Genomic DNA, 20,203 nt, shown 5'->3' on the forward strand with positions numbered 1-20,203 from the left:
CGCTGCTTACAGGCCGAGCGCCTCCCGCAGTTTGCCAAACACCTTGGTGTTATCCAGCGTGCCCTTGAAGCGGTTGCTGCCGGCGCCATCGGCAAACAGCATCACATCGCCGCCGCCGTGGGTTTCCGATGTCAGTTTGACGCCGGTCTCCTGCAGGTAGTCATTGGCCATCACCTGATCGCTGGTGAGGACGGGGCGCACGTCCGCACGGTTGGGGCCGTTACCGAACACCAGGGTGGTGAAGGGCTTGCCATCCACGTCGTTCTGGGTCGAGCCGTCGCCATTTTTCACCAGATCCAGCACCGGATTGCCCTTGGCGGCGTAGCCGTTGATGGTCATGGTGTGGTCATGGTCGGCAGTGACCACGATCAGGGTGTTGTTGAGATCCACTTTACCCCGCGCCGTCTTGACCGCCTCGTCCAGTGCCACCGCGTCGGTGAGCGAGCGCTTGGCATTGGTGCCATGCAGGGCGTGATCGATCCGGCCACCCTCTACCATCAGGAAGTAACCCTGACTGTTCTGGCTCAAGAGATCGATCGCCTTGGCGGTCATCTCGGAGAGCGACGGCTGGGTATTGGCCGCCCCCTTGGCGACCCGATCCAGCTCGTAGTCGAGATGGGATTTGCTGCTAAACAGACCGAGCAGCTTGCCGCTGGTGACCTTGGCCAGATCGCTTTGGGTGGTGACATAGCTGTATCCCTGCGCGGTCATCTCGGCGGTCAGGTCGCGGTTGTCGTTGCGACCGCCCTTGTTGCTGGCGCTGTAGGGGGTCCAGTGGTTGGCACCACCGCCCATCAGCACATCGACCCCATCCTTGAGGGCACTGTTATAGCCAGCGCCCCCCGGAACGGCCTGTACGGCGATATCATAAGCTGCATCCCGATGGCAGATGTGGGCGTAGGTAGCCGCCGGGGTCGCGTGGGTCAGCTCGGTGGTGGTGACGGCTCCGACCGATTTGCCTGCCGCCTTGGCCAGCTCCAGGATGGTGGGCACCGGCTTGCCGTTATCGCTGCTGCAATTGTTGACGGTTTTGTTGCCATTGACGTCTTTGCCGGGGGCGACGGCTTTGGTGTCGCTGCTCATGGCGATCACCTCGTTGTTCATCTTGACCCCGGTGGTGTAGGCCGCCATGGAGGGGGCCGAGTCGGTGGTCTGGGCATCGTTGGAGAAGGTCTTGATGCGGGCACTGTGCGGCAGTTTCATCATCTCCAGATTGCCCTCTTCCCCCACCTTGAACAGGCGGGTGGCGGTGAGCACGGTGGGGCCCATGCCATCACCGATAAAGAGAATGACGTTTTTGGCATCACCGGCCTGTGCCTGGGAGGTTGCGCCCAGCGCACTGAACAGGGCGGCGCAGACCAGCGTGTGCTTGATGGATGTGTTCATCTGTTTGCTCATGAAAGTGCTCCTTACAGCTTGGCCGCAGCCTTGATCTTGCCGAACACGGCGGTGTTATCGAGTGAGCCATGGAAGCTGTCAGCCCCCTTGCCGATGGTGCCGAGGAAGACATCTGTGCCGCCGTGGGTCTCGTTGCCGATCTCGCCCACCTTGACCACCACTTCCTGGTGGTAGTCATTGGCGGAGACGGTGGCATCATCGAGCGGGGCGACGCTGCTGCGCGGGCCATCCACCCGGTTGTAGCCGTTGCCAAAACCTATGATGGTGTAGGGCATGCCCTCGCTATCCTTGCTCGATTCGCCCGTCTCGTAGTTCTTCACCAGCCCGAGTACGCCGGGGTTGTCGGCGGTGGTCTTGCCGGTGCGCTTGGCATAGCCGTTGAGCACTAGCGTGTGGTCGTGATCGGCGGTGACCACGATCAGGGTGTTTTTCAGCTCGGGGTCGCTCTTTTTCACCTCGTCGATGGCGGCCTTGATGGCGTTGTCGAAGGCGAGGGTGTCCTGCAGCGCCCGCTTGGCGTTGGTGTCGTGCAGGGCGTGGTCGATACGGCCCCCTTCCACCATCAGGAAGTAACCTTTCTCCTTACCCTTGAGCTGCTTGATGGCGGCCAGGGTCATCTGGGCCAGTGACGGCTCGTTGGCGGGGCGGTCAAGGTCATATTTCATGTGGCTTGCACCAAACAGCCCCAGCAGCGGCTTGCCCGCATCGGCCTTGTTCAGCTCGTCCAGATTGCTGGCAAACTGGTAGCCCTTGGCCTGCATTTCGCTGATGAGGTTGCGGCCATCCTCCCGCTTGCCTTTGTCAGCTTTGGGCAGGAAGAAACTGCTGCCGCCACCGAGCACCACATCCAGCCCCTCCTTGAGGGCGCTGTTGTAGCCTTTGCCGCCCGGTACCAGCTGGGCGGCGATATCTGCCTCCAGATCCCGGTTGCAGATATGGGCATAGGTTGCTGCCGGGGTGGCGTGGGTCACCCGGGTGCTGGTCACCACGCCGGTACCGCGGCCATCGGCTTTGGCCAGCTCCAGCAGGGTGGTCACCGGCTTGCCGGCGCTCTTGCTGCAGTCGCTTTCATAGGTAGCGTCGCCGTCCATGCTGATGACGCCGTTGTTGCTCTTGACCCCGGTCATGTAGGCCGCCATGGAGGGGGCCGAGTCAGTGACCTGGGCATCGTGGGAGAAGGTCTTGATAAAGGCCGTCTCTGGCAGGGTATCGATGGTGAGATCACCCTCTTCGCCGACACCGTAGATGCGGGCCGCCGTCAGGGTGTTGAGGCCCATGCCGTCACCGAGGAAGAAGATGACGTTGGTGGGTTGGGCTGCGGGCTTGGTCGCCACCGTGTCATTGTCTGATTTGCAGCCGGCAGCCAGGGCGGCGCCGATCATCACTGCAAGTCCTGCCATTTTTCTCATTGGGGTTCGCTCCTTGTAAAACCTGAGCGCAGCCTAGAGGGGGCAGATGACACTTTTACTGACTATCGGTGACGGTTGTGTGAAAAGAGGATAAAAATGTTACTTTATATCAATGTGTTATCTGTCAATTGTTCTGACTGGTCTGGTCGCTTCCGGCAAGGTTGCTCCGCTTCAACGGTTTGCTGATTTGATGAGGTGATGGCTAGAATGACCTGTCAAAATAGGCCCGCAGCAGTTAAAATGCGCCCCCTTCGTTCGATGCCCGCGGCAGAGCGCCTGTTGTTCCATGCGCCCGCCCGCAGCCCCCACAGAGAGTAACGGATATGTCCATCAACTGGTTCCCCGGTCACATGCACAAGGCCCGCAAAGAGATTGCCGAGGTCATGCCCCAGGTCGATGTGATCATCGAGATGCTCGATGCCCGCATCCCCTTCTCCAGCGAAAATCCGCTGGTGCCCGAGCTGCGTGGTGATACCCCGGTGATCAAGGTGCTGAACAAGGCGGACCTCGCCGATCCGGCGATCACCGACCTGTGGGTGGCGCACATGGAAAAAGAGAAGGGGATCAAGGCGCTGCCGCTGACGCAACAGGAGCCGGAGAAGATCAAGCAACTGCTGACCCTCTGCCACGAGATGTTGCCGGAGCGTAATTTCGACCTGCGTGGGGTACGGGCGATGATCATGGGGATCCCCAACGTGGGTAAATCCACCCTGATCAATACCCTGGCGGGGCGCATCATAGCCCGCACCGGCAACGAGGCGGGGGTGACCAAGTCCCAGCAGCGGATCAAGCTGGAGAACAACGTCATCCTGACCGATACCCCGGGTTTTCTCTGGCCCAAGCTCAACCCGCCCTCCTGCGGTTATCGTCTGGCCATCACCGCGGCCATCAAGGATACGGTGTTCGACTATGCCGATATTGCCATGTTCGCCGCCGATTACTTCATCAAGGCCTATCCGGAGCGGATCAAGGCGCGCTACCAGATAGCTGAACTGCCCGAGACCGAGATCGAACTGCTGGAGATGATTGCCCGCCAACGCGCCTTCGTGCGTAAAGGGGGTCTGGCTGACCTGCACAAGGCGTCCGAGATCCTGATCAACGAGTTCCGCTCCGGCCTGCTGGGGCGCATCTCGCTGGAGACGCCGGAGATGGTGAGCGTCGAGATTGTCGACGCCGCAGAAGAAGCCGAGCAAAAAGCCAAAGAGAAGGCCGAGCGGGAAGAGGAGCGTCAGGCCCGCGCCCGTCGCAAGTACGCCCGCAAGCGTCAGAAATAGTTATCCTCAGTCATACCGAGTTTGCCTGGCAAGGCGGCGCTTTCTGTCTATGAAATCAGCACATGCATGCCCTACATAAGAGGGAAAAGACAAGTGCGCAAATCAAGACGAGGGGTGATGAAACGGCAGGATATAGAAAAGGGGAGCTTGGCTCCCCTTGTCATTCCTGACGGATCAGAATGCACGTATCAGATTACTGCTGCTGGATAACCCAGATCTGGAACGCTTTGCGGGTCTCCGCGTCCGCCTTGTTGTACCAGTTTTGCAGCTGGGTCAGGGCTTCCGGATTGCTCTGCGCCTTGCTGGGGGCAACCTGAACCGGCGCGCTGGCGGCAGCCATCACCGCAGCAGAAGAGACGGCAACGGTTTTGGGCTGGTTGAAGGCTTTGCCCATGTTGATCAGCTCTTGCTGATAGTCACGGGTCAGCTGGAAGCCCTCAACTTTTGGCATCACGAACTGTTCGCTACTCACTTGTTGACCACTGACCTTGTCTTTCAGCGCCACTTTCTGATCTTTCAGGAACTGTTTGGCTTCGGTTTCGTTGCGTGGCTTCTTGTAATCCAGCACCAGTTGCTGATTGTCGGCGGCGGTGAAGTTCAGCACCAGCGGCTCGGCGGTCACCAGTTTGATTTCGTTACGGCTGGAGTAGTTGCCTTCAAAGGCGACGACCAACTGGTGCTTGCCGGCAGAGAGGGGGAAGGTGCTGGTTTTGTCGAGCAGCTTGGGGTTGATGGACTGACCATCGATCAGCTGGACGACATAAGGATTGGACACTTCCAATTGGGCATTAGCCAGGGCGCTACCGGCCCACAACAGACCAGCCAGCGCCGGTACCAGAACAGTCAGTTTCATTTCATCTCCTTGAACAGTCAGGCGATTGCCCACTGAAAACAGGGGCTCATTTTTACAGGTTTGGCCTACTGCGGCAATGGCTCTTTCTGGGGGCGAAAGTTCGTGCCGTTGCCACTTGGTTTATCAATAAAGGCAGGCTTATTTACTCGATCCGCCGTGTAAACGGCGGGAGGGCATCGAGCAACCCCTTGCCATAACGTTTGGTCAACAGACGCCGGTCAAGAATGGTGACCCGTCCCCGATCGGCCTCTTTGCGTATGAGACGTCCACAGGCCTGGATCAGTTTGCGCGATGCCTCCGGCACCGTCAGTTGCAGGAACGGATTGCCCCCTCGCTGCTCCACCCATTCGGCGGTGGCCTCCTCGACCGGCGAATTGGGCACCGCGAAGGGGAGCTTGGTGATCACCAGATTGGTGAGGTAGTGACCCGGCAGATCCAACCCCTCCGAGAAGCTGCCGGTACCACATAGAATACTGGGCTGACCGCCATCGCATTTTTGCTTGTGCAGGGTGAGCAGGGCATTGCGGGACGCTTCCCCCTGCACCAGCAGTGACAGCCCCTTGGCACGCAGGCCTGCCACCACTTCATTCATCTGCCGGTAGGAGGAGAAGAGCACCAGACTCGCTTCCTTGCCAGCCAGAATGCGCGGCAGCACGCTGACAAGCTCGCTGGTAAAAGCAGGCGAGTTGGGTTCGTGCGCCATTTTGGGCAGATAGAGCTCGGCTTTCTGATAGTCAAAGGGGGAGCGCAGACGCAGATAGCGAGTGCCATCGTGCTCTTTGAGCCCCACCTGATGGCGAAAATAGCTAAAGGAGGAGAGGGCGGTGAGGGTCGCCGAGACCAGCACGGCCCCCAGACATTTCGACCAGAGCCACTCTTCCAGCAGATAGCCCACTTCTATCGGTGAGGCATGCAGCCAGATATCGCCATCGTCGCTCTTGGCCATCCAGCGGGCGAGCGGGGTCTTGCCGGTCGGAACATGGCGCCCCAGCATCTCCCACAGGGCGCAGAAACTCTCCAGCCGCTGCAGATGAAAACCGCTCTCGGCCAGCAGGGGTTCGGCCTCCTTGCGACGGATCTCGCCATCTTTCAACGCTTCTCCGATGGCCCCCTGCATCCGGTCCAGTGCCCGCAGTGCCTTCTTGCTCGACTCCTTGAGGTTTTCCGCCAGCATCGGCAGGGGGTCTGGCAACACCCCTTCGGCGAAGCGGTAGTGGGGTTCACTACCAAACAGCCTATCGTTGGCGCCGAGCCACTGCTCTATGGCCTTGAGATCAGGCTGAATAGAGGCCAGCGCATCCTGCAGTTTGAGTTGGGGGTCGAGCAGGCTTTCCTTATTAAGCGTTCGCGCCAGCTTGCCTGCACTTTGTACCAGCTTCTCCAGCCAGCGGCGTGAGCCTTTGACGCTGGCCGATGCCGCGCCGTGATCCCGGGCGATGGTGGGCAGGTGATGGGCCTCATCCAGCACATAGATGCACTCATCAGGGGGCGGCAGAATGATGCCACCGCCCATGGTGAGATCGGAGAGCAGCAGCGCATGGTTCACCACCAGCACATCGGCACTGTCCATATCGTTGCGGGCGCGATGAAAGGGGCAGTGCTGATGATGGCTCAGCGCCTTGTTGCAGGTGTGGCGGTCGGCGGCGATGCGATCCCAGCAAGTGTCGGGAATGGGCTCTGGCCAGTTGTCCCGATCCCCGTCCCACTTGCCATTGGTGTAGGCCTGCCACAGCGCCTGGTAACGATCCTTGTCGCTCTCCGATGGTTTGTGCTTGCTCAGGGAGCCCGTATTTTGCAGCAAAAAGTCGAGCTCGAAGTTGGCCATCTCGGCGCCGCTGGCCGCCTGCTCCAGCAGGTGTTCGCAGCAGTAGCGCGCTCGCCCCTTGACCAGCATAAAGCGAAACGGCAGCTCACTGTGGCGGTGGTAAAAGGGGAGGTCTTTGTGGATCAACTGCTCTTGCAGCGCCACGGTGGCGGTGGAGATCACCAGCTTCTTCTGGGTGAGCCGCGCGACCGGGATAGCGCCCTGCGCATAGGAGAGGGATTTGCCGATACCGGTTCCGGCTTCGGCCACCAGGATCCGACGCTGTTTGTCGTACTCACCGGTCAGGGTTTTGGCGATCTCGGCCACCAGAAAGTTCTGCTCTTTGCGCGGCACAAAACCGGGTAACCCATCGGCAATCTGGCGATAGGTGTGACGAATGGTGGCTTTGAGGCGAGTAGAGAGCATGAAGAGCAGACCAAATTGGGAGTGAGTCGAGGGATAAGGATACCCGCAACCCCTTGGTGAGGTCGAGGCAACGGCCATTATCACGGCCGTTTTACGCTGATCAGACCACATTGGTGGTTTATCAGGGGGTTAGCCTGGTTTGCATAAAAAACAAACTATTTGAGTCCAAATAATCAGCAGGTTCGATTGTAAACGTTTTCCCATCATCTCGCCGCAGGGTGAGAGCTTGCTCACATTTTTGCCTCCATGACTATGGTTTCCGTAAAAAGTTCCAAGTTTTTTCATTGCGGTTCAAAAAATCCGGTGCTAGTCTCGGCGGCATAGTGATGCAAAGAACATCGCTAACACAGGGAATAACAACAACTTAGTGTTTAATTACAGTAGGCATTGGAAACTATGAAAAAGACAATTCTGGCTATTGCTATCCCGGCTCTGTTTGCTTCCGCTGCTAACGCCGCAGTGATCTATGACAAAGACGGTACTCAAGTAAGTGTTACCGGCAACCTGCGCACTCAGTTTGTGAGCGACCATGACCAGAAAAGTGAAGATCTGGCTGGTCGTGCTCGTGTTGGTCTGGGTGCTAAAGTCGCCTTGAACGATACTTGGTCTGGTCTGGCCAAGGGCGAGTGGCAGTTAACTGCCAATAAGTCTGGTGAAAATACAGCTGCTGACGACATCACTTCCCGTGAGGTGTATGTCGGCCTGGATGGCTCCCAGTATGGCATGATCCGTTTCGGTCAGCTGGACACAGTCTTCAACGATGTCATCGGCAAGGCCGATATCGCCAATGAAAACTCTGGCGGAGCCAGCGTTTACGATGGTCGTCAGGAAGGTCAGGTTCGTTACGACGGTCAGTGGAATGGCGTCTCTTTCGGTGCGAGCTATATCACTGCAAACAGTGGTTATGACGCTGGCAGCAATAACGGTATCGTGAGTGTTAAAGGTGACTTGGATCGTGGTTATGCTGCCAAGCTGGCTTATGATGCGCCGTTCGGTCTGTCAGTAGCTGCGGGCCTTGAGCAGAAAGAGTTTAACGAAACTTCAGCCTCTAGCACTGATAGCAAGAAGGATTGGGGTCTGGGTGCTTCCTACACTTTGAGTGGCCTCTATCTGGGTGCCTCTTATAGCGACTCGAAAGTTAAAGACTTTGCTGGTACTGAAGAGAAGACTCGTGGCTACGAATTGGCAGCTTCTTACAATGTTGATGCATGGACTCCGTATGTGGTCTACAACAATGCAGAAACTAAAGAGACCAATGCACGTTCTATCTTCACCACCTTGGGCGTAACCTACAACTTCACTAGTAACTTCCTGGCTTACGGCGAATATAAGTTCGACAACGCCACAGTTAACAGTGATGACGTAGTGTATGCAGGCCTGCTGTACGCATTCTAATTAATGCGCAGATGATGCAACCACAAGGTTGCCTTCCATCAGCGTGAAATGGGCGGTCAGAGTTCACACTGACCGCCCGTTTTTTATTGGATGTTTTTTGGTAGATAGCTCGTGATTCACCAAGTACAAAGTAAAAGAGGGAAGATGCTGAACATCTTCCCTCTTTGCATATCTGCGCAGGTGCAAGCGCTATTTCATCTTAACTCTGCCGGCGGTCGTTGGCCTGGGCCAGCAGCATGCGGCTTTCCCGCAGGAACTGGTCGGCGTGCTCACCGAAGAAATCGGAGACCTGCGAGAAGGCGTCGATAAATCCGGCTCGGTCACCCTGCTCCAGCAGCGCCAGCGCGTCGCCGAAGTTTTGATAGTAGCGGCGGATCATCGCCAGATTCTGCGGTGACGACAAAATGATGTCGGCATAGAGGTGGGGATCCTGGGCAAACAGTCGTCCGACCATGGCGAGCTCCAGCCGGTAGATGGGGGAGCTCAAACTCAGCAAGCGATCCAGATTGGCCTGCTCCCGGGAGAGGTGCCAGCCATAGGCAAAGGTGGCGAAGTGACGCAGCGCCTGAATGAGGGTCATCGCCTCATCGTGGGCCTTGGCTTCCACCTGTTGCAAGCGGGCGCCCCAGATGGTCATCTGATCCAGCAGCCACTGGCTGGCGGCGGGATCACGACCCTGACAGCAGACGATCACCTGCTTGGCAAGGCTCGCCACATCTGGCCCGAACATGGGGTGCAGCCCCAGTACCGGCCCCTGATGTACCGCCAGCATGTGCTCGAGCGGCGCTGATTTGACGCTGGTGACATCCACCAGCAGGCAATCTGCTGGCAGGTTGCCGAGCCGGTCGATGATCTGGCAGGTGATGTCGATGGGCACTGCCACCATCACCAGACCGGCACCGGCGAGGATCTCGTCTGCGCGCGGCCAGTCGGCTTGCTCCAGCGTCTCGACCCGATAGCCGGAGAGGCTGAACATATGGCCAAACAACCGACCCAGCTGGCCCTGACCGCCGATGATGACCACCTTGCCAAGATCCGGCTTTATGCATTTGAAGCCAGTGTCTTTCTCGCTGGCATAAGATTCGCGCATCACCCGGCGCAGCACATCCTCGATGAGATCGCCGGGCACGCCCAGCAGTTCGGCCTCGGCGCGACGGCGGGCCAGCATGCTCGCCTCCCGATCCGGCGCATAGATAGGCAGGCCGTGGCGGCTCTTTACCTCACCCACTTCGCCCACCAGGGCCAGACGAGCGGCCAGCAGATCGATCAGCTGCTTGTCCACCGCATCTATTTTGTCCCTGAGTACATTCAACTCTTCAGCCATATCCAGCCCCTGCTAGCACCGCTGGCGGCGCCCTGAAATTCAAAATGCAACAAGGTATCACGGCATGAAAGGCTTGCTGCCTCATGCGGTGATACCCCGACTGTTCAATAGGTTACGACAAGATAACACGGCTTACCGTGCAGTTCTGCCCTTAAGAGGGTCAGCCAGCTGGTGGTGGCAGCGGGCCAGCAGAGCGGCTGTGCTATCCCAGTCGATACAGGCATCGGTGATGGAGACCCCGTAACGCATCTGCTCCTTGGGCTGCTCGCTGGACTGGTTGCCCTCGAACAGGTTGGATTCGAGCATCACCCCTATGATGGAGCGGTTGCCCTCCTGGATCTGGTGGATGACGTTGTCGGCCACCTTGGGCTGCAAGCGGTGATCCTTGCTGGAGTTGCCGTGACTGCAATCCACCACCAGACCGGGCAGCAGGCCCGCCTTTTCCAGTGCCTCTTCCGCCAGCGATACGTTGACCGAATCGTAGTTCGGGTGCTTGCCGCCGCGCAGGATCACGTGACCATCCGGGTTGCCCTGGGTCTGCAGCAAGGCAACCTGGCCCTGCTGGTTGATCCCCATGAAGGCATGAGGGGAGGAGGCCGCCTGCAGCGCATTGATGGCGGTGCCCAGGTTGCCGTCGGTGCCGTTCTTGAAGCCGACCGGCATGGAGAGGCCGGACGCCATCTCCCTGTGGGTCTGGGATTCGGTGGTACGGGCGCCGATGGCCGACCAGGAGAAGAGCTCCGCCAGGTATTGCGGGCTGATGGGATCGAGCGCCTCGGTGGCCAGCGGCAATTCCAGCTCGGCCAGCCAGCAGAGCAGCTCACGGGCGCGGTGCAGCCCCAGCTCCACATCGAAGGTGCCATCCAGATTGGGGTCGTTGATAAAGCCCTTCCAGCCGACCGTGGTGCGCGGCTTCTCAAAGTAGACCCGCATGACAATGTAGAGAGAGTCCTGATAGGCGTCATGCAGCGCTTTGAGTCTGGTTGCGTACTCTTTGGCGGCGTCCATGTCGTGGATGGAGCAGGGACCACAGATCACCAGCAAGCGGTGATCGCGGCGGTGGATGATGTCGGCGATGGTAGTGCGGGCCCCTTGCACGAATGCCAGCGCGCGATCGGAGATAGGCAGTTTCTCCTTGAGCTGGGCAGGTGTGATCATCACTTGTTCGGACTGGATATGGATGTTGTTCAGGGGGTCTCTTTGCATTTTCTCATTCTCTCTACTGTATTAAGCTAAAAGCGATTGTACCGAAATGTTTACGATGGTACCTGCTTTGTTACGCAACCGCCCTCACCTTACCAAGTAAAAATAAACAATCAAGTGAAACTAGCGAATCTATCGCTTTGAATTCAGATAAAGGAGCCTTTATATAGCACTGACAGGAATAATTTGGATGATTTAGCGGAGGTGTTATGGTTTTTGTGTAATTAAATATTTACACATTAATAGTGTGGGGGAAGGTAGCGTTGTGTTGCCCAGGCTTTCGCCCACAGTGAATGTTATCTCTGCGAGAGTGCGCCCGATAGCGTTGCTAGTGTGAGGTACCTAGCCAAGCCATACAAGCTATAGAAAGAGGGAGCCAATCTGGCTCCCTCTGTTATTGGAAGGGGTATCCCCGTCTGGCTGCGGATCAGCGCTTTTGTTGCGTCTTTAGTTCTTTGTTCAGGCGAGTGAGCATCTCCTGAGTGACCAGCACTATGCCCTGCTCGGAGCGGTGGAAGCGGCGCGCATCTTCATCGGCGTTTTCACCAATCACCGTGCCTTCCGGCAGTTTGCAGCCCTTATCGATCACCACCCGGCGCAGTCGGCAACCGGCACCGATCTCCACACCCGGGAAGATCACGGCCTGATCCAGGGTGCAGAAGGAGTCGACCCGCACATTGGTAAAGAGCACCGAACTCAGGATGAAGGAGCCACTGACGATGGTGCCCCCGGCAAACATGGAGTTGATGGTCATGCCGTGCTGGCCGTTTCTGTCCTGCACGAACTTGGCAGGGGGAGTCATGTTCTGGCTGGTCCAGATGGGCCAGTCCTGATCGTAGATATCGAGCTCCGGCGTGACTGAGGCGAGATCCATGTTGGCTTCCCAGAAGGAGTCCACGGTGCCCACATCGCGCCAGTAAGGGCGACGATCCGGACAGCAGCCGACACAGGACATGCCAAACGGGTGCGCGAATGCGGAGCCCTCTTTCACCACGCGGGGGATCACGTCCATGCCGAAATCGTGGTGGGACTGCTCGTTGGCAATGTCCTCTTCCAGCAGCTGATAGAGATACTCTGCATCGAAGATATAGACCCCCATGGAGGCCAGCGCGGTGTCGGCCTTGCCCGGCATGGCGGGCGGGTTGGCGGGCTTTTCGACGAAGGCGTTGATCTTGCGATCATCATCCACCGCCATCACCCCGAAGGCGCTTGCTTCACTGCGTGGCACCTCGATGCAGGCCACGGTCACCTTGGCACCCATATTGACGTGGTCGAGCAGCATGGCGGCGTAATCCATCTTGTAGATGTGATCGCCAGCCAGCACCACCACATATTTGGGGGCATGATCGCGGATGATATCCAGATTCTGGTAAACCGCATCGGCGGTACCGCGATACCAGTTCACCTCATCCACCCGCTGCTGGGCAGGGAGCAGATCGATAAACTCGTTCATCTGGTAGCGCAGGAAAGACCAGCCCGATTGGAGATGGCGCAACAGGCTGTGGGATTTGTACTGGGTCACGACACCGACCCGACGAATGCCGGAGTTGATGCAGTTGGAGAGCACGAAATCGATGATACGGAATTTGCCGCCGAAATGGACGGCAGGTTTTGCACGGTTATCGGTTAACTGTTTGAGGCGACTCCCCCGCCCTCCTGCGAGTACCAAAGCCATGGTCTCGTTCAGCAACTGTCTGGATTTTGCTGTATTGGCAGGTTGTAACAACATCTCATATCCCTTTGTAGATAAATTACTACAATGCTGCCTCCGTTGGGGATCCAAGAAAGTGCTTTCAGTCACATTTTAGGGTTTTCATGTAGTAAAATGACCTTTTTGTTATTAAAAATGACGGGTTGATCCGTCATTGCTTTTAATATGGTCAGTTGTCAACTTGAGGTGAGTGGGCGACAAAAGGGTGGTGAGAGATTGGGGAGAGGGATGGAAAAAGCCCCTGCCAATGGTTGCTGGGGCCCGGTTCGTTGAGACCCGGTGAGCCGGGCCTGATTAACAAGGCTCAGGTCACTCTTCTGCTGGTAGGCCAGCGGGGTGAGGTTCAGCAGCTCCTGCACGGTCGAGGCGACGGTGATGGAGGGGACTGTGCCCACCAGGATCCCGGCAAATAGAGTGAAGAGGACGTCGTAGAGGGCGTCACCACCAAATAGCAGCAGAGCGCCCACGGTAAACAGGGTGGTACCCAAGGTGATTATGGTGCGACTGAAGGTCGCCTTGTCAGCCTCCGGTCATCTGCTCGAAGTCGCGGGCGTAGCCCTTGAGCAGGGAGTAGAGATGGGCCCGCTGGGAGATATCCAGCGACTGGCTCATGGCGCTCAGCCAGTTGACGGTGCGCTGGCGCGATTGCTCGGTATAGCCGGTAAAACGGCCATCCATCATACCGTCCCCTTGTGCCAGCAGTTCGGTCAGCTCGCGGGTGAAATCGGGGCTCTGGCGTTGCCTCATCAGCCTGTCCAGCTCTTTGGTCCAGGAGGTCTGGAACTCGAGCCAGGGGGGCATCAGCTCGTATTGCCACTCGGCCCACTGGGCGACCAGCGGCGCCTGCGCCGGTTTCACCTCGCCAATCCAGTATTCGAGGCGCTGGTTCATCTTGTCGCGAAACTCCGCCAGCATCTGCTCTTTGGGCTGGGTGGCAAAGTCGTGTTGCCGCTCCTGCTGGCGCTTGAGCCGATCGGCCATAAAGCGGGTCACCTGCTCGTCGCTCAGGGTGCGCGCCAGCCTGACCGTGCGGGGAATGGCGTTTTCCAGCGTGCGGGTCAGGCTCTGCTGCACCGCATCGAGATTGGTCGAGATCTGCGCCGGGGTCATGGGGCTGGCCACCGCCTTGGCCAGTGCGTCGAGATCGTTGGCGTAGCGCGGCAGCTCATGCTGGCGGTGCCAGGCCATCAGCCCCTTCACTTCGCGGCTGAGCAGATCCTTCTGCGAATAGGAGAGGGCGAAATAGTCATCCAGCTGCCAGATGATGGCGGTATCGAGCCAGTAGTAGATCACCCGGGTCGAGCAGCCGGTCAGCAGCAGGCCGATCAGCAGCAGACCCCAGGTTTTCGGCTTGTGCCAGCGCACCTTGTTTATCATCTGTTACTCCAGTCGTTGCCGGTTGATGGCGATCAGGGTGTCGTAGTCGGGTGAATCGTCGGGTGAGGCCTGTTGCTCTGCCATCAGCAGGGCCCAGAGCAGGCCGATATAGTCGACCCAGGGTAAAAATGCCTCGCTCTGAAAATCGGGCCACTGGTGGCGCGGCAGGGCCTGCAGATAGTGCGCTTCCAGCGCGTCGCGCCGCTCGGCGGACCACTCATGGGTACGCTGGATGCTGGCGAGCTCAAAGCCGGGGTGACCTGCCGCGCCATACTCCCAGTCGATGACCCAGGGTTTGCTTCCCAACAAGTTAGCCGGATTGAGATCATGGTGGCAAGGGCGCCAGCAATCATTTGGCTCACGATTGGCGAGCAAGCCCCGCTCCAGTGCGGGCAGCCAGGAGGGAATGTGGGCCAGTCGGGCGCGATAGCCTGCGGCGTGAGCCCGCACCGCCATCACCACCGCGGGCAGCGGCAGGCGATGGAGCTTGCGCAGCACCTCTGCCAGCAGACGGGGCTGATCGGCTGCCGGTGGCGCCGCGTGCGTCCAGTTGGGCTCATCACACCATTCGAGTAGCATCAGGCCGCTGGCAGGATCACCATAGTGGCAGGGCAACGCCCACCCTTCGGCCATCGCCCCCTGATAAAGCTGCCACTCGGTGGAACGGTCGATGCCAAGGCGCAGCGGATCGGGATGGCCCTGCCGCAAAAAGTAACTGCGCCCCGAGGGGAGGCGCAGTCGATAGTTGCAGTTGGTCAGACCAAGCCCGAGTGGTTCCAGCTGCCCCTCCCGCCAGGGGGCGGGCAGGCTGGCCAGTAGCGGATCACCGTTGCTCGTTACCGGGAGCCTGTTACCAGCCAAAGGTGGATTTCTTCGCCTGTTTGCGGATCTCTTTCTGATCGGCCCACAGCAGTTCGCCGTTTTGCAGATCCATCAGGTTCATGGTCATCTGGTAGTAGACATCCTTCACCTTGCCATTGTCCTTGACGATGCTGGCGAGGTTGCCATAGACCATGTAGCGGGCACCGGTCTGTTTGCCCAGACGCACCATGGAGGCCGGGTCTACCATGCCGCTGCTCTGCTGGTATTCGAGCTGCTGCTTGACGGCGGCCACCTTGCTCATGTCAACGAAGCGGAACTTGCCGGCCCGCAGCAGCTTGGTGCGGATGGTGTCGGTGATCGCTTCAGTATCGATGTGCTCAGAGGTCTTGTTGCGGATGGAGTCCATAAACATCACCGGACGACCGCCAGCGGTGATCTCGCTGGTGGCGGGGGAGGCGAGCATGGAGTCCGCCATCTTGTCGGCGATGGCCTGCAGATCGCTTGAGCCGTAATCGACGGTGACGGTTTCGGTTTCAGTGGGATCGCCATAGCTGACGGTAGTGCTGGAGCAACCGCCCAGCAGCAAGGCGCCGGTCAATATCAGCAGGGCATGATTCATTTTCATCAGTTGGATTCCTCAATCACTTCGCGTACGTAAATCCGGTAACCCTGTGCCGCCGGGCTGGGCGCCAGGGCCGAGAGGGTGCGGGTCTGATAGCCATGCAGCTTGAGCGGTGTCCAGCCGCGGCCATCGCTGGCGACCTCCTGACCGGCCTCATCATACCAATAGAACATATATTGCAGCTTGTTATCGCCGCGCTGGGTGCTGGCGGCGGCCACATTGACCTGCAGCAGGCCATTTTGTTCACGGCGGCTCAGCTCGGTCAGGGTGACGTTGACGTTTTGATGCTGCTCTGCCACCGCTGCGGCGCCCGGTGCCCCATAGAGCGCAATGCCGGAGGTATTGGTGGCGCAGCCGCTGAGCAGTACTGCGAGCCCGAGGGCCAACCCGTATGCTTTCATCTTGCTCTCCTTAATGAGGTGAGTGGGGCAGCGAGTGAGCCTACCCATTCATCGTCTCTTTTATCTGTATTCGCGGCGTGCTCAGAGCGGCATCACCCGGGTGGTCAGACCGGCGCCGAGGCGCTGAACCCAGACCAGGGTGGTACGGCCGCTGTGAATGGTCAGTGGCAACTGACGCTGGGCAGCACCCGCGCCCAGGGTGAGGTTTACGTCGCCCGCAGGCAACATCCCCTGCCAACTCGATGCCTGCGCCGGCAGCGTCAGCCAGCTGCGGGTATCGGCCCGCTCGGAGAGAGTATTGAAGAGCCCCACCACAATATTGCCCACATCACCCCCCTCTTTAGCGGCGGTGTGGCGCAGTTGCTCCTTGGCCATCAGTCGCAACACCTGACGGGTTAGCATGCCGGGCAGCCGCTCTTGCAGATCTTTGGCGGCCAGTGCTTCCAGTCGCACCAGCTCGCTGGTCTGTTCGACCCGTTTGCCGACCTCTACCGTCAGCGGGCCGGTATCGCTGGCCCGATTATCGTAATAGGGGATAGCAACGGTAAAGGTGCGAAAATCGCCGCGGGAGGTGGAGATGGGCAGCGGCAGAAACAGTTCGCGTCGTGCCGGGATCAAACCATCTTCAAACAGCACCACCAGTTGGCCTTGATCTTTTGCAAGCTGCGGCGCTTTGCGGCCTACCTTTTTCTCGGTCTCGCGGATCTCGTCCGGTGCGCCACGCAGCCGCGCCAGACGCAGCAAGGCATCTTGCAGGCTGCGGTTGTCCGGCGCTATCTGGTAGCCGCGCTGATAGTCGACCCAGGCATCGTTGAGATCCCCGGCCGCCTCATAGAGCACGGCGGAAAAATAGAAGGTGTAGGCGTTCTGAAAACCGTTTTTGACCCGGCCGATCAACCGATCGAGATCCGGTGCGCCGCGCGACATCAGCTGGCGCATCTCGCCTTCTGCCTCGGCCTCTTCGCTCTCATCCTTCGCCTTGTTCACCTCGTCGGCACGCCGTTTCAGCGCCTGCTCCTGCACCTGATTGGCCCGGCGTACCTCCACCAGGGCGCCATCGGCATCCCCCCGTTGCAGGTAGTTGAGGGCCAGATAGTGGTGCAGCATGGTGCGTTCGTAATCGGGAGTACGATAGGCCATCGACTGATCGTTGGTGAGCAGGCTACCCACCTGATCGAGCCCGTGGCTCAGCCGGTATTCGGCCTGATTGTCTTCCCACTGAAGGCGGCTGTCGGCGGCGGTGAACGCCTGTTTGCTGCCGGCATCCTGACCGGCGAGCCAGGCGATGCGCCCCTCTTCAAGGCGATCGAGGACAAAGGTGTCATCCCCAAGGGTCGAGTCACGCACCTCGGGCAGCGCCTCGGCGGCATGGCCCAGCAGCAGTTGGTTGCGCAGCGGCACCATCTGATCGGAGTAGGAGACGAACATATCCTGCCAGCGGGAGGCGCAGCCCCCCAGCAACAGCAGGGCGCCGCAGAGCAACAGGGCGCGGCGGCAGGTTGCGGTGTGGCGATTCATTACAGGCTGAGCAGCGGCCCCAGCGGCTGGCCACCGACCAGATGCATGTGGATGTGGTAGACCTCCTGCCCGCCATGGCGGTTGCAGTTCATGATGAGGCGGTAGCCATCTTCGGCAATGCCCGCATCGCTGGCCAGCTTGCGGGCCACGGTGAACATCCGGCCAAGGGCCAGTTCATGTTCGGCTTCCACGTCATTGACGGTGGGGATCAGCACATTGGGGATGATCAGAATATGGGTCTTGGCCTTGGGCTGGATATCCCGGAATGCGGTGACCAGATCGTCTTGATAAAGGATGTCGGCGGGGATCTCTTTACGGATGATTTTGCTGAAAATGGTTTCTTGCGCCATGGCTAACTCCCTTATATGAAACAGAAAATTGAACTAGAACCCCAAGCGGCTCCCGAAAGGGGGGCGAGCAGCACGCCAAGTGTGACACAAGCCGACATTTGACACAGCTGATGTCCCATTCCCTTCAGTAATTGTTAAAAATACCGATAGCCAGAGGGACGTCATCTGCAGCGCCTGTTCAGGGTGGTCTGCAGGGTATCAAAAGGACGGGGTACTCAGGCAAGGGACTTTTGCATATACAGCGGGACAATAATGAAACAAACAATGTCGGATCTCTCCATCTTGCAGCGAGTCTACCTTGGCTTCGCGATCCTGGTGGCCGTGATGGTGGCCAGTTCACTGCTCACATTTCGTAGTCAGGAGACCCTGGGGAATGCGCTGGAGCAGGTTACCCAGCAGTCCATGCCGCTGGTGATTGCCAGCAGCCAGACCCAGATCACCCTGCTCAGCGCCAACAAGTGGCTGGGGGATGTGCTCACCGAGCAGGATCCCAAACTGCTGCCGGCCGAAGTGGCCGAACTGAAACAGGCCAAAGCCGCGGTGGGCAAGAGCCTTGACGCCTTGCGCCAGCAGGTCGCCCACCACCCCGAACTGCAAGGGGAGATGAGCAGCCTTAGCCAACAGGTTGACAGCTATCTGCAACTGACCGACACCCTGCCCGGCGAACACGAGGCGCTGCTCACCCGGCTGCACAAGGTCAATCTGGCCAAGGGGCAGTTTCAGGTCAGCCTGCCCCAGTTCAAGAAGAGTCTGGGGGACATGATGCTCACCATCGACGACAGCTTCATCAAGATGCTCTCCGAGACCCTCACCACCAAGCTCTCCGCCATCGAACTCTCTACCATGGACGCCCTCAACCAGACCATTCCGGCCCCCATCGAAGGGGCACTCAAGCGCAACAAGATGCAGATTGAGGGGTTCAACAGCACCATCAAGGATCTGCAAGGGGAGCTCAAGAACTTCGAAAACGACATGGGCCACTATGTTCACGGCTTCGTGCGTGACACCACCGCGAGCGAAGGGGTGCTCTCCCAGTATCTGGCGCTGATGAAGCAGCAGGAACAGATGCGGGAGCAGAGCAAGCAGGCGAGCGCGCTTATTGTGGCAATTCAGGATCGGCTTGAGCGGATCACCGCTCAGAGCCAGCAACTGATGAACCAGAGCATTCAGCATGCCAAAGCCGCACAGAGCCAGAGCACCCTGACTCAGGGAGCCAGCATAGGGGTCGCCATCCTGATTGCCATGCTGGTGGCCTACACCCTCGGCAAAGCTATTCGCCGTCCCCTCAAGGAGCTGCTGCGGGTGCTGACCGAAGTGACCCAGGGCGATATGACCCAGCGCATCGGTTTTCGCAGCAAGAACGAATTCGGTCAGCTGGGCAGCCAGATCAACCTGCTGATCGCCCAGATGGGGGAGGTGCTGGCACAGCTTTCACACGCGTCGGCCCAGCTTAACAATGCCGCTCACGGCAACCGCCACACCACCGAATCGGTGCGGGCGGATCTGGAGAAACAGCGGCAGGAGACCGCCTCGGTCGCCGCCGCCATGACCCAGATGGAGGCCTCGGTGCGGGAGGTGGCGCAGGCTGCGAACCAGACCCTGGAGCGGGTGCAGGATGTGGAGAAGGCCTCCGAGATGGGGCGCAAGGTGATGGCAGGCAATATCACCACCACTCATCAGCTGGCGGGCAAGCTGCAGCAGACCGGCAAGGTGATTGGCGATGTGAGCGCCATGAGCAGCCAGATCGGCAACATCCTCGACGTCATTCGCGGTATCGCCGAGCAGACCAACTTGCTGGCCCTCAACGCCGCCATCGAAGCGGCGCGGGCCGGCGAGCAGGGGCGCGGCTTTGCGGTGGTGGCGGACGAGGTGCGCAGTCTGGCGGGTCGTACCGCCCAGTCCACCAGCGAGATCCAGACCATGATCGAAAACCTGCAGCAGGGGGTTGCCAAGGCAGTGATCGTGATGCAGGAGTGCTCTCGCGAGATGGACAGTTGCGTGGATCAGAGCTCTCACGCCAACAACGCCATGGAGGAAGTGCAGGGGATTGTGGTGCTGATCAGCGACATGTCGAGCCAGATCGCCTCTGCCGCCGAGCAGCAGCAGGCCACCAGCGCCGATATCGCCACCAACCTCAACCGCATCTCCGATATCTCGGATCTCAACTATCAGGGGATTGAGCGGGTAGCCGAGACCAGCCAGCAGCTGGACTCCCTTGCCGAGCAGCAGGAGAGCCTGGTCAAGCGCTTCCGCCTCAGCGCCTGATGGTCGAGAGTTGAAACAACAAGGCCCCGCAGCTGCGGGGCCTTCTCTTTA

General features: G+C 59.1%; 16 protein-coding genes and 1 pseudogene. 3 read left to right on the forward strand and 14 right to left on the reverse strand.

Annotated elements, in window-relative coordinates; all coding sequences use genetic code 11:
* Positions 1 to 6: 6 nt before the first annotated feature.
* Positions 7 to 1,398: an alkaline phosphatase gene (locus tag NMD14_08020; protein XEI34322.1), complete on the reverse strand. Its 1,392-nt coding sequence runs from the start codon at positions 1,396 to 1,398 to the stop codon at positions 7 to 9.
* Between the two features lie 11 nt (positions 1,399 to 1,409).
* Positions 1,410 to 2,807 carry an alkaline phosphatase gene (locus tag NMD14_08025; GenBank protein XEI34323.1) on the reverse strand — a complete coding sequence of 466 codons (1,398 nt, stop codon included), beginning with the start codon at positions 2,805 to 2,807 and terminating at the stop codon, positions 1,410 to 1,412.
* A gap of 323 nt (positions 2,808 to 3,130) precedes the next feature.
* Between NMD14_08025 and ylqF the strand changes: the two genes are divergently transcribed.
* Positions 3,131 to 4,081: a ribosome biogenesis GTPase YlqF gene (gene ylqF, locus NMD14_08030; protein ID XEI34324.1), complete on the forward strand. Its 951-nt coding sequence runs from the start codon at positions 3,131 to 3,133 to the stop codon at positions 4,079 to 4,081.
* A gap of 193 nt (positions 4,082 to 4,274) precedes the next feature.
* Here the strand turns inward: ylqF and NMD14_08035 are convergent, their stop codons facing one another.
* Positions 4,275 to 4,934, reverse strand: coding sequence for a DUF2057 domain-containing protein (locus NMD14_08035; GenBank protein ID XEI34325.1), 660 nt, complete (start codon positions 4,932 to 4,934; stop codon positions 4,275 to 4,277).
* Between the two features lie 142 nt (positions 4,935 to 5,076).
* Positions 5,077 to 7,164, reverse strand: a complete 2,088-nt coding sequence (gene dinG / locus NMD14_08040; protein XEI34326.1) for an ATP-dependent DNA helicase DinG — start codon at positions 7,162 to 7,164, stop codon at positions 5,077 to 5,079.
* A 396-nt stretch (positions 7,165 to 7,560) separates the two neighbouring features.
* Here dinG and NMD14_08045 point away from each other — a divergent pair, with 396 nt between their 5' ends.
* Positions 7,561 to 8,559, forward strand: coding sequence for a porin (locus tag NMD14_08045; GenBank protein XEI34327.1), 999 nt, complete (start codon positions 7,561 to 7,563; stop codon positions 8,557 to 8,559).
* Positions 8,560 to 8,758: 199 nt separating this feature from the next.
* Here the strand turns inward: NMD14_08045 and tyrA are convergent, their stop codons facing one another.
* The 10 genes and pseudogenes from tyrA to hinT form a co-directional block, all read right to left on the reverse strand.
* A complete protein-coding gene (tyrA, locus tag NMD14_08050) occupies positions 8,759 to 9,883 on the reverse strand; it encodes a bifunctional chorismate mutase/prephenate dehydrogenase (protein XEI34328.1) in 1,125 nt (374 codons plus the stop codon).
* Positions 9,884 to 10,015: 132 nt separating this feature from the next.
* On the reverse strand, positions 10,016 to 11,089 hold the full coding sequence (locus NMD14_08055; GenBank protein ID XEI34329.1) for a 3-deoxy-7-phosphoheptulonate synthase: 1,074 nt from the start codon (positions 11,087 to 11,089) through the stop codon (positions 10,016 to 10,018).
* A 424-nt stretch (positions 11,090 to 11,513) separates the two neighbouring features.
* Positions 11,514 to 12,815 carry a glucose-1-phosphate adenylyltransferase gene (glgC, locus tag NMD14_08060; protein XEI34330.1) on the reverse strand — a complete coding sequence of 434 codons (1,302 nt, stop codon included), beginning with the start codon at positions 12,813 to 12,815 and terminating at the stop codon, positions 11,514 to 11,516.
* Positions 12,816 to 13,105: 290 nt separating this feature from the next.
* A pseudogene (locus NMD14_08065) lies at positions 13,106 to 13,315 on the reverse strand (protein translocase subunit SecF).
* Between the two features lies 1 nt (position 13,316).
* Entirely contained in the window at positions 13,317 to 14,174 is an 858-nt protein-coding gene (locus NMD14_08070) for a DUF6279 family lipoprotein (GenBank protein ID XEI34331.1), read from the reverse strand.
* Positions 14,175 to 14,177: 3 nt separating this feature from the next.
* Positions 14,178 to 15,035, reverse strand: coding sequence for a choline kinase family protein (locus tag NMD14_08075; GenBank protein ID XEI34332.1), 858 nt, complete (start codon positions 15,033 to 15,035; stop codon positions 14,178 to 14,180).
* Positions 15,025 to 15,621, reverse strand: coding sequence for a penicillin-binding protein activator LpoB (gene lpoB, locus NMD14_08080; protein XEI34333.1), 597 nt, complete (start codon positions 15,619 to 15,621; stop codon positions 15,025 to 15,027). The genes NMD14_08075 and lpoB overlap by 11 nt, the downstream gene beginning before the upstream one ends.
* Positions 15,621 to 16,019: a YcfL family protein gene (locus NMD14_08085; GenBank protein ID XEI34334.1), complete on the reverse strand. Its 399-nt coding sequence runs from the start codon at positions 16,017 to 16,019 to the stop codon at positions 15,621 to 15,623. Before NMD14_08085 ends, lpoB begins: the two co-directional genes overlap by 1 nt.
* A gap of 81 nt (positions 16,020 to 16,100) precedes the next feature.
* Positions 16,101 to 17,537 (reverse strand): hypothetical protein, encoded by a 1,437-nt coding sequence (locus NMD14_08090; protein ID XEI34335.1) that lies wholly within the window; start codon positions 17,535 to 17,537, stop codon positions 16,101 to 16,103.
* Complete coding sequence (gene hinT, locus NMD14_08095; protein ID XEI34336.1) at positions 17,537 to 17,887, reverse strand: purine nucleoside phosphoramidase; 351 nt, start codon at positions 17,885 to 17,887, stop codon at positions 17,537 to 17,539. Before hinT ends, NMD14_08090 begins: the two co-directional genes overlap by 1 nt.
* Positions 17,888 to 18,139: 252 nt before the next feature.
* Between hinT and NMD14_08100 the strand changes: the two genes are divergently transcribed.
* A complete protein-coding gene (locus NMD14_08100; protein ID XEI34337.1) occupies positions 18,140 to 20,152 on the forward strand; it encodes a methyl-accepting chemotaxis protein in 2,013 nt (670 codons plus the stop codon).
* Positions 20,153 to 20,203 lie beyond the last annotated feature (51 nt).

The sequence above is a fragment of the Aeromonas veronii genome, assembly GCA_041319085.1.
Taxonomy (GTDB): Bacteria; Pseudomonadota; Gammaproteobacteria; order Enterobacterales; family Aeromonadaceae; genus Aeromonas; species Aeromonas veronii_F.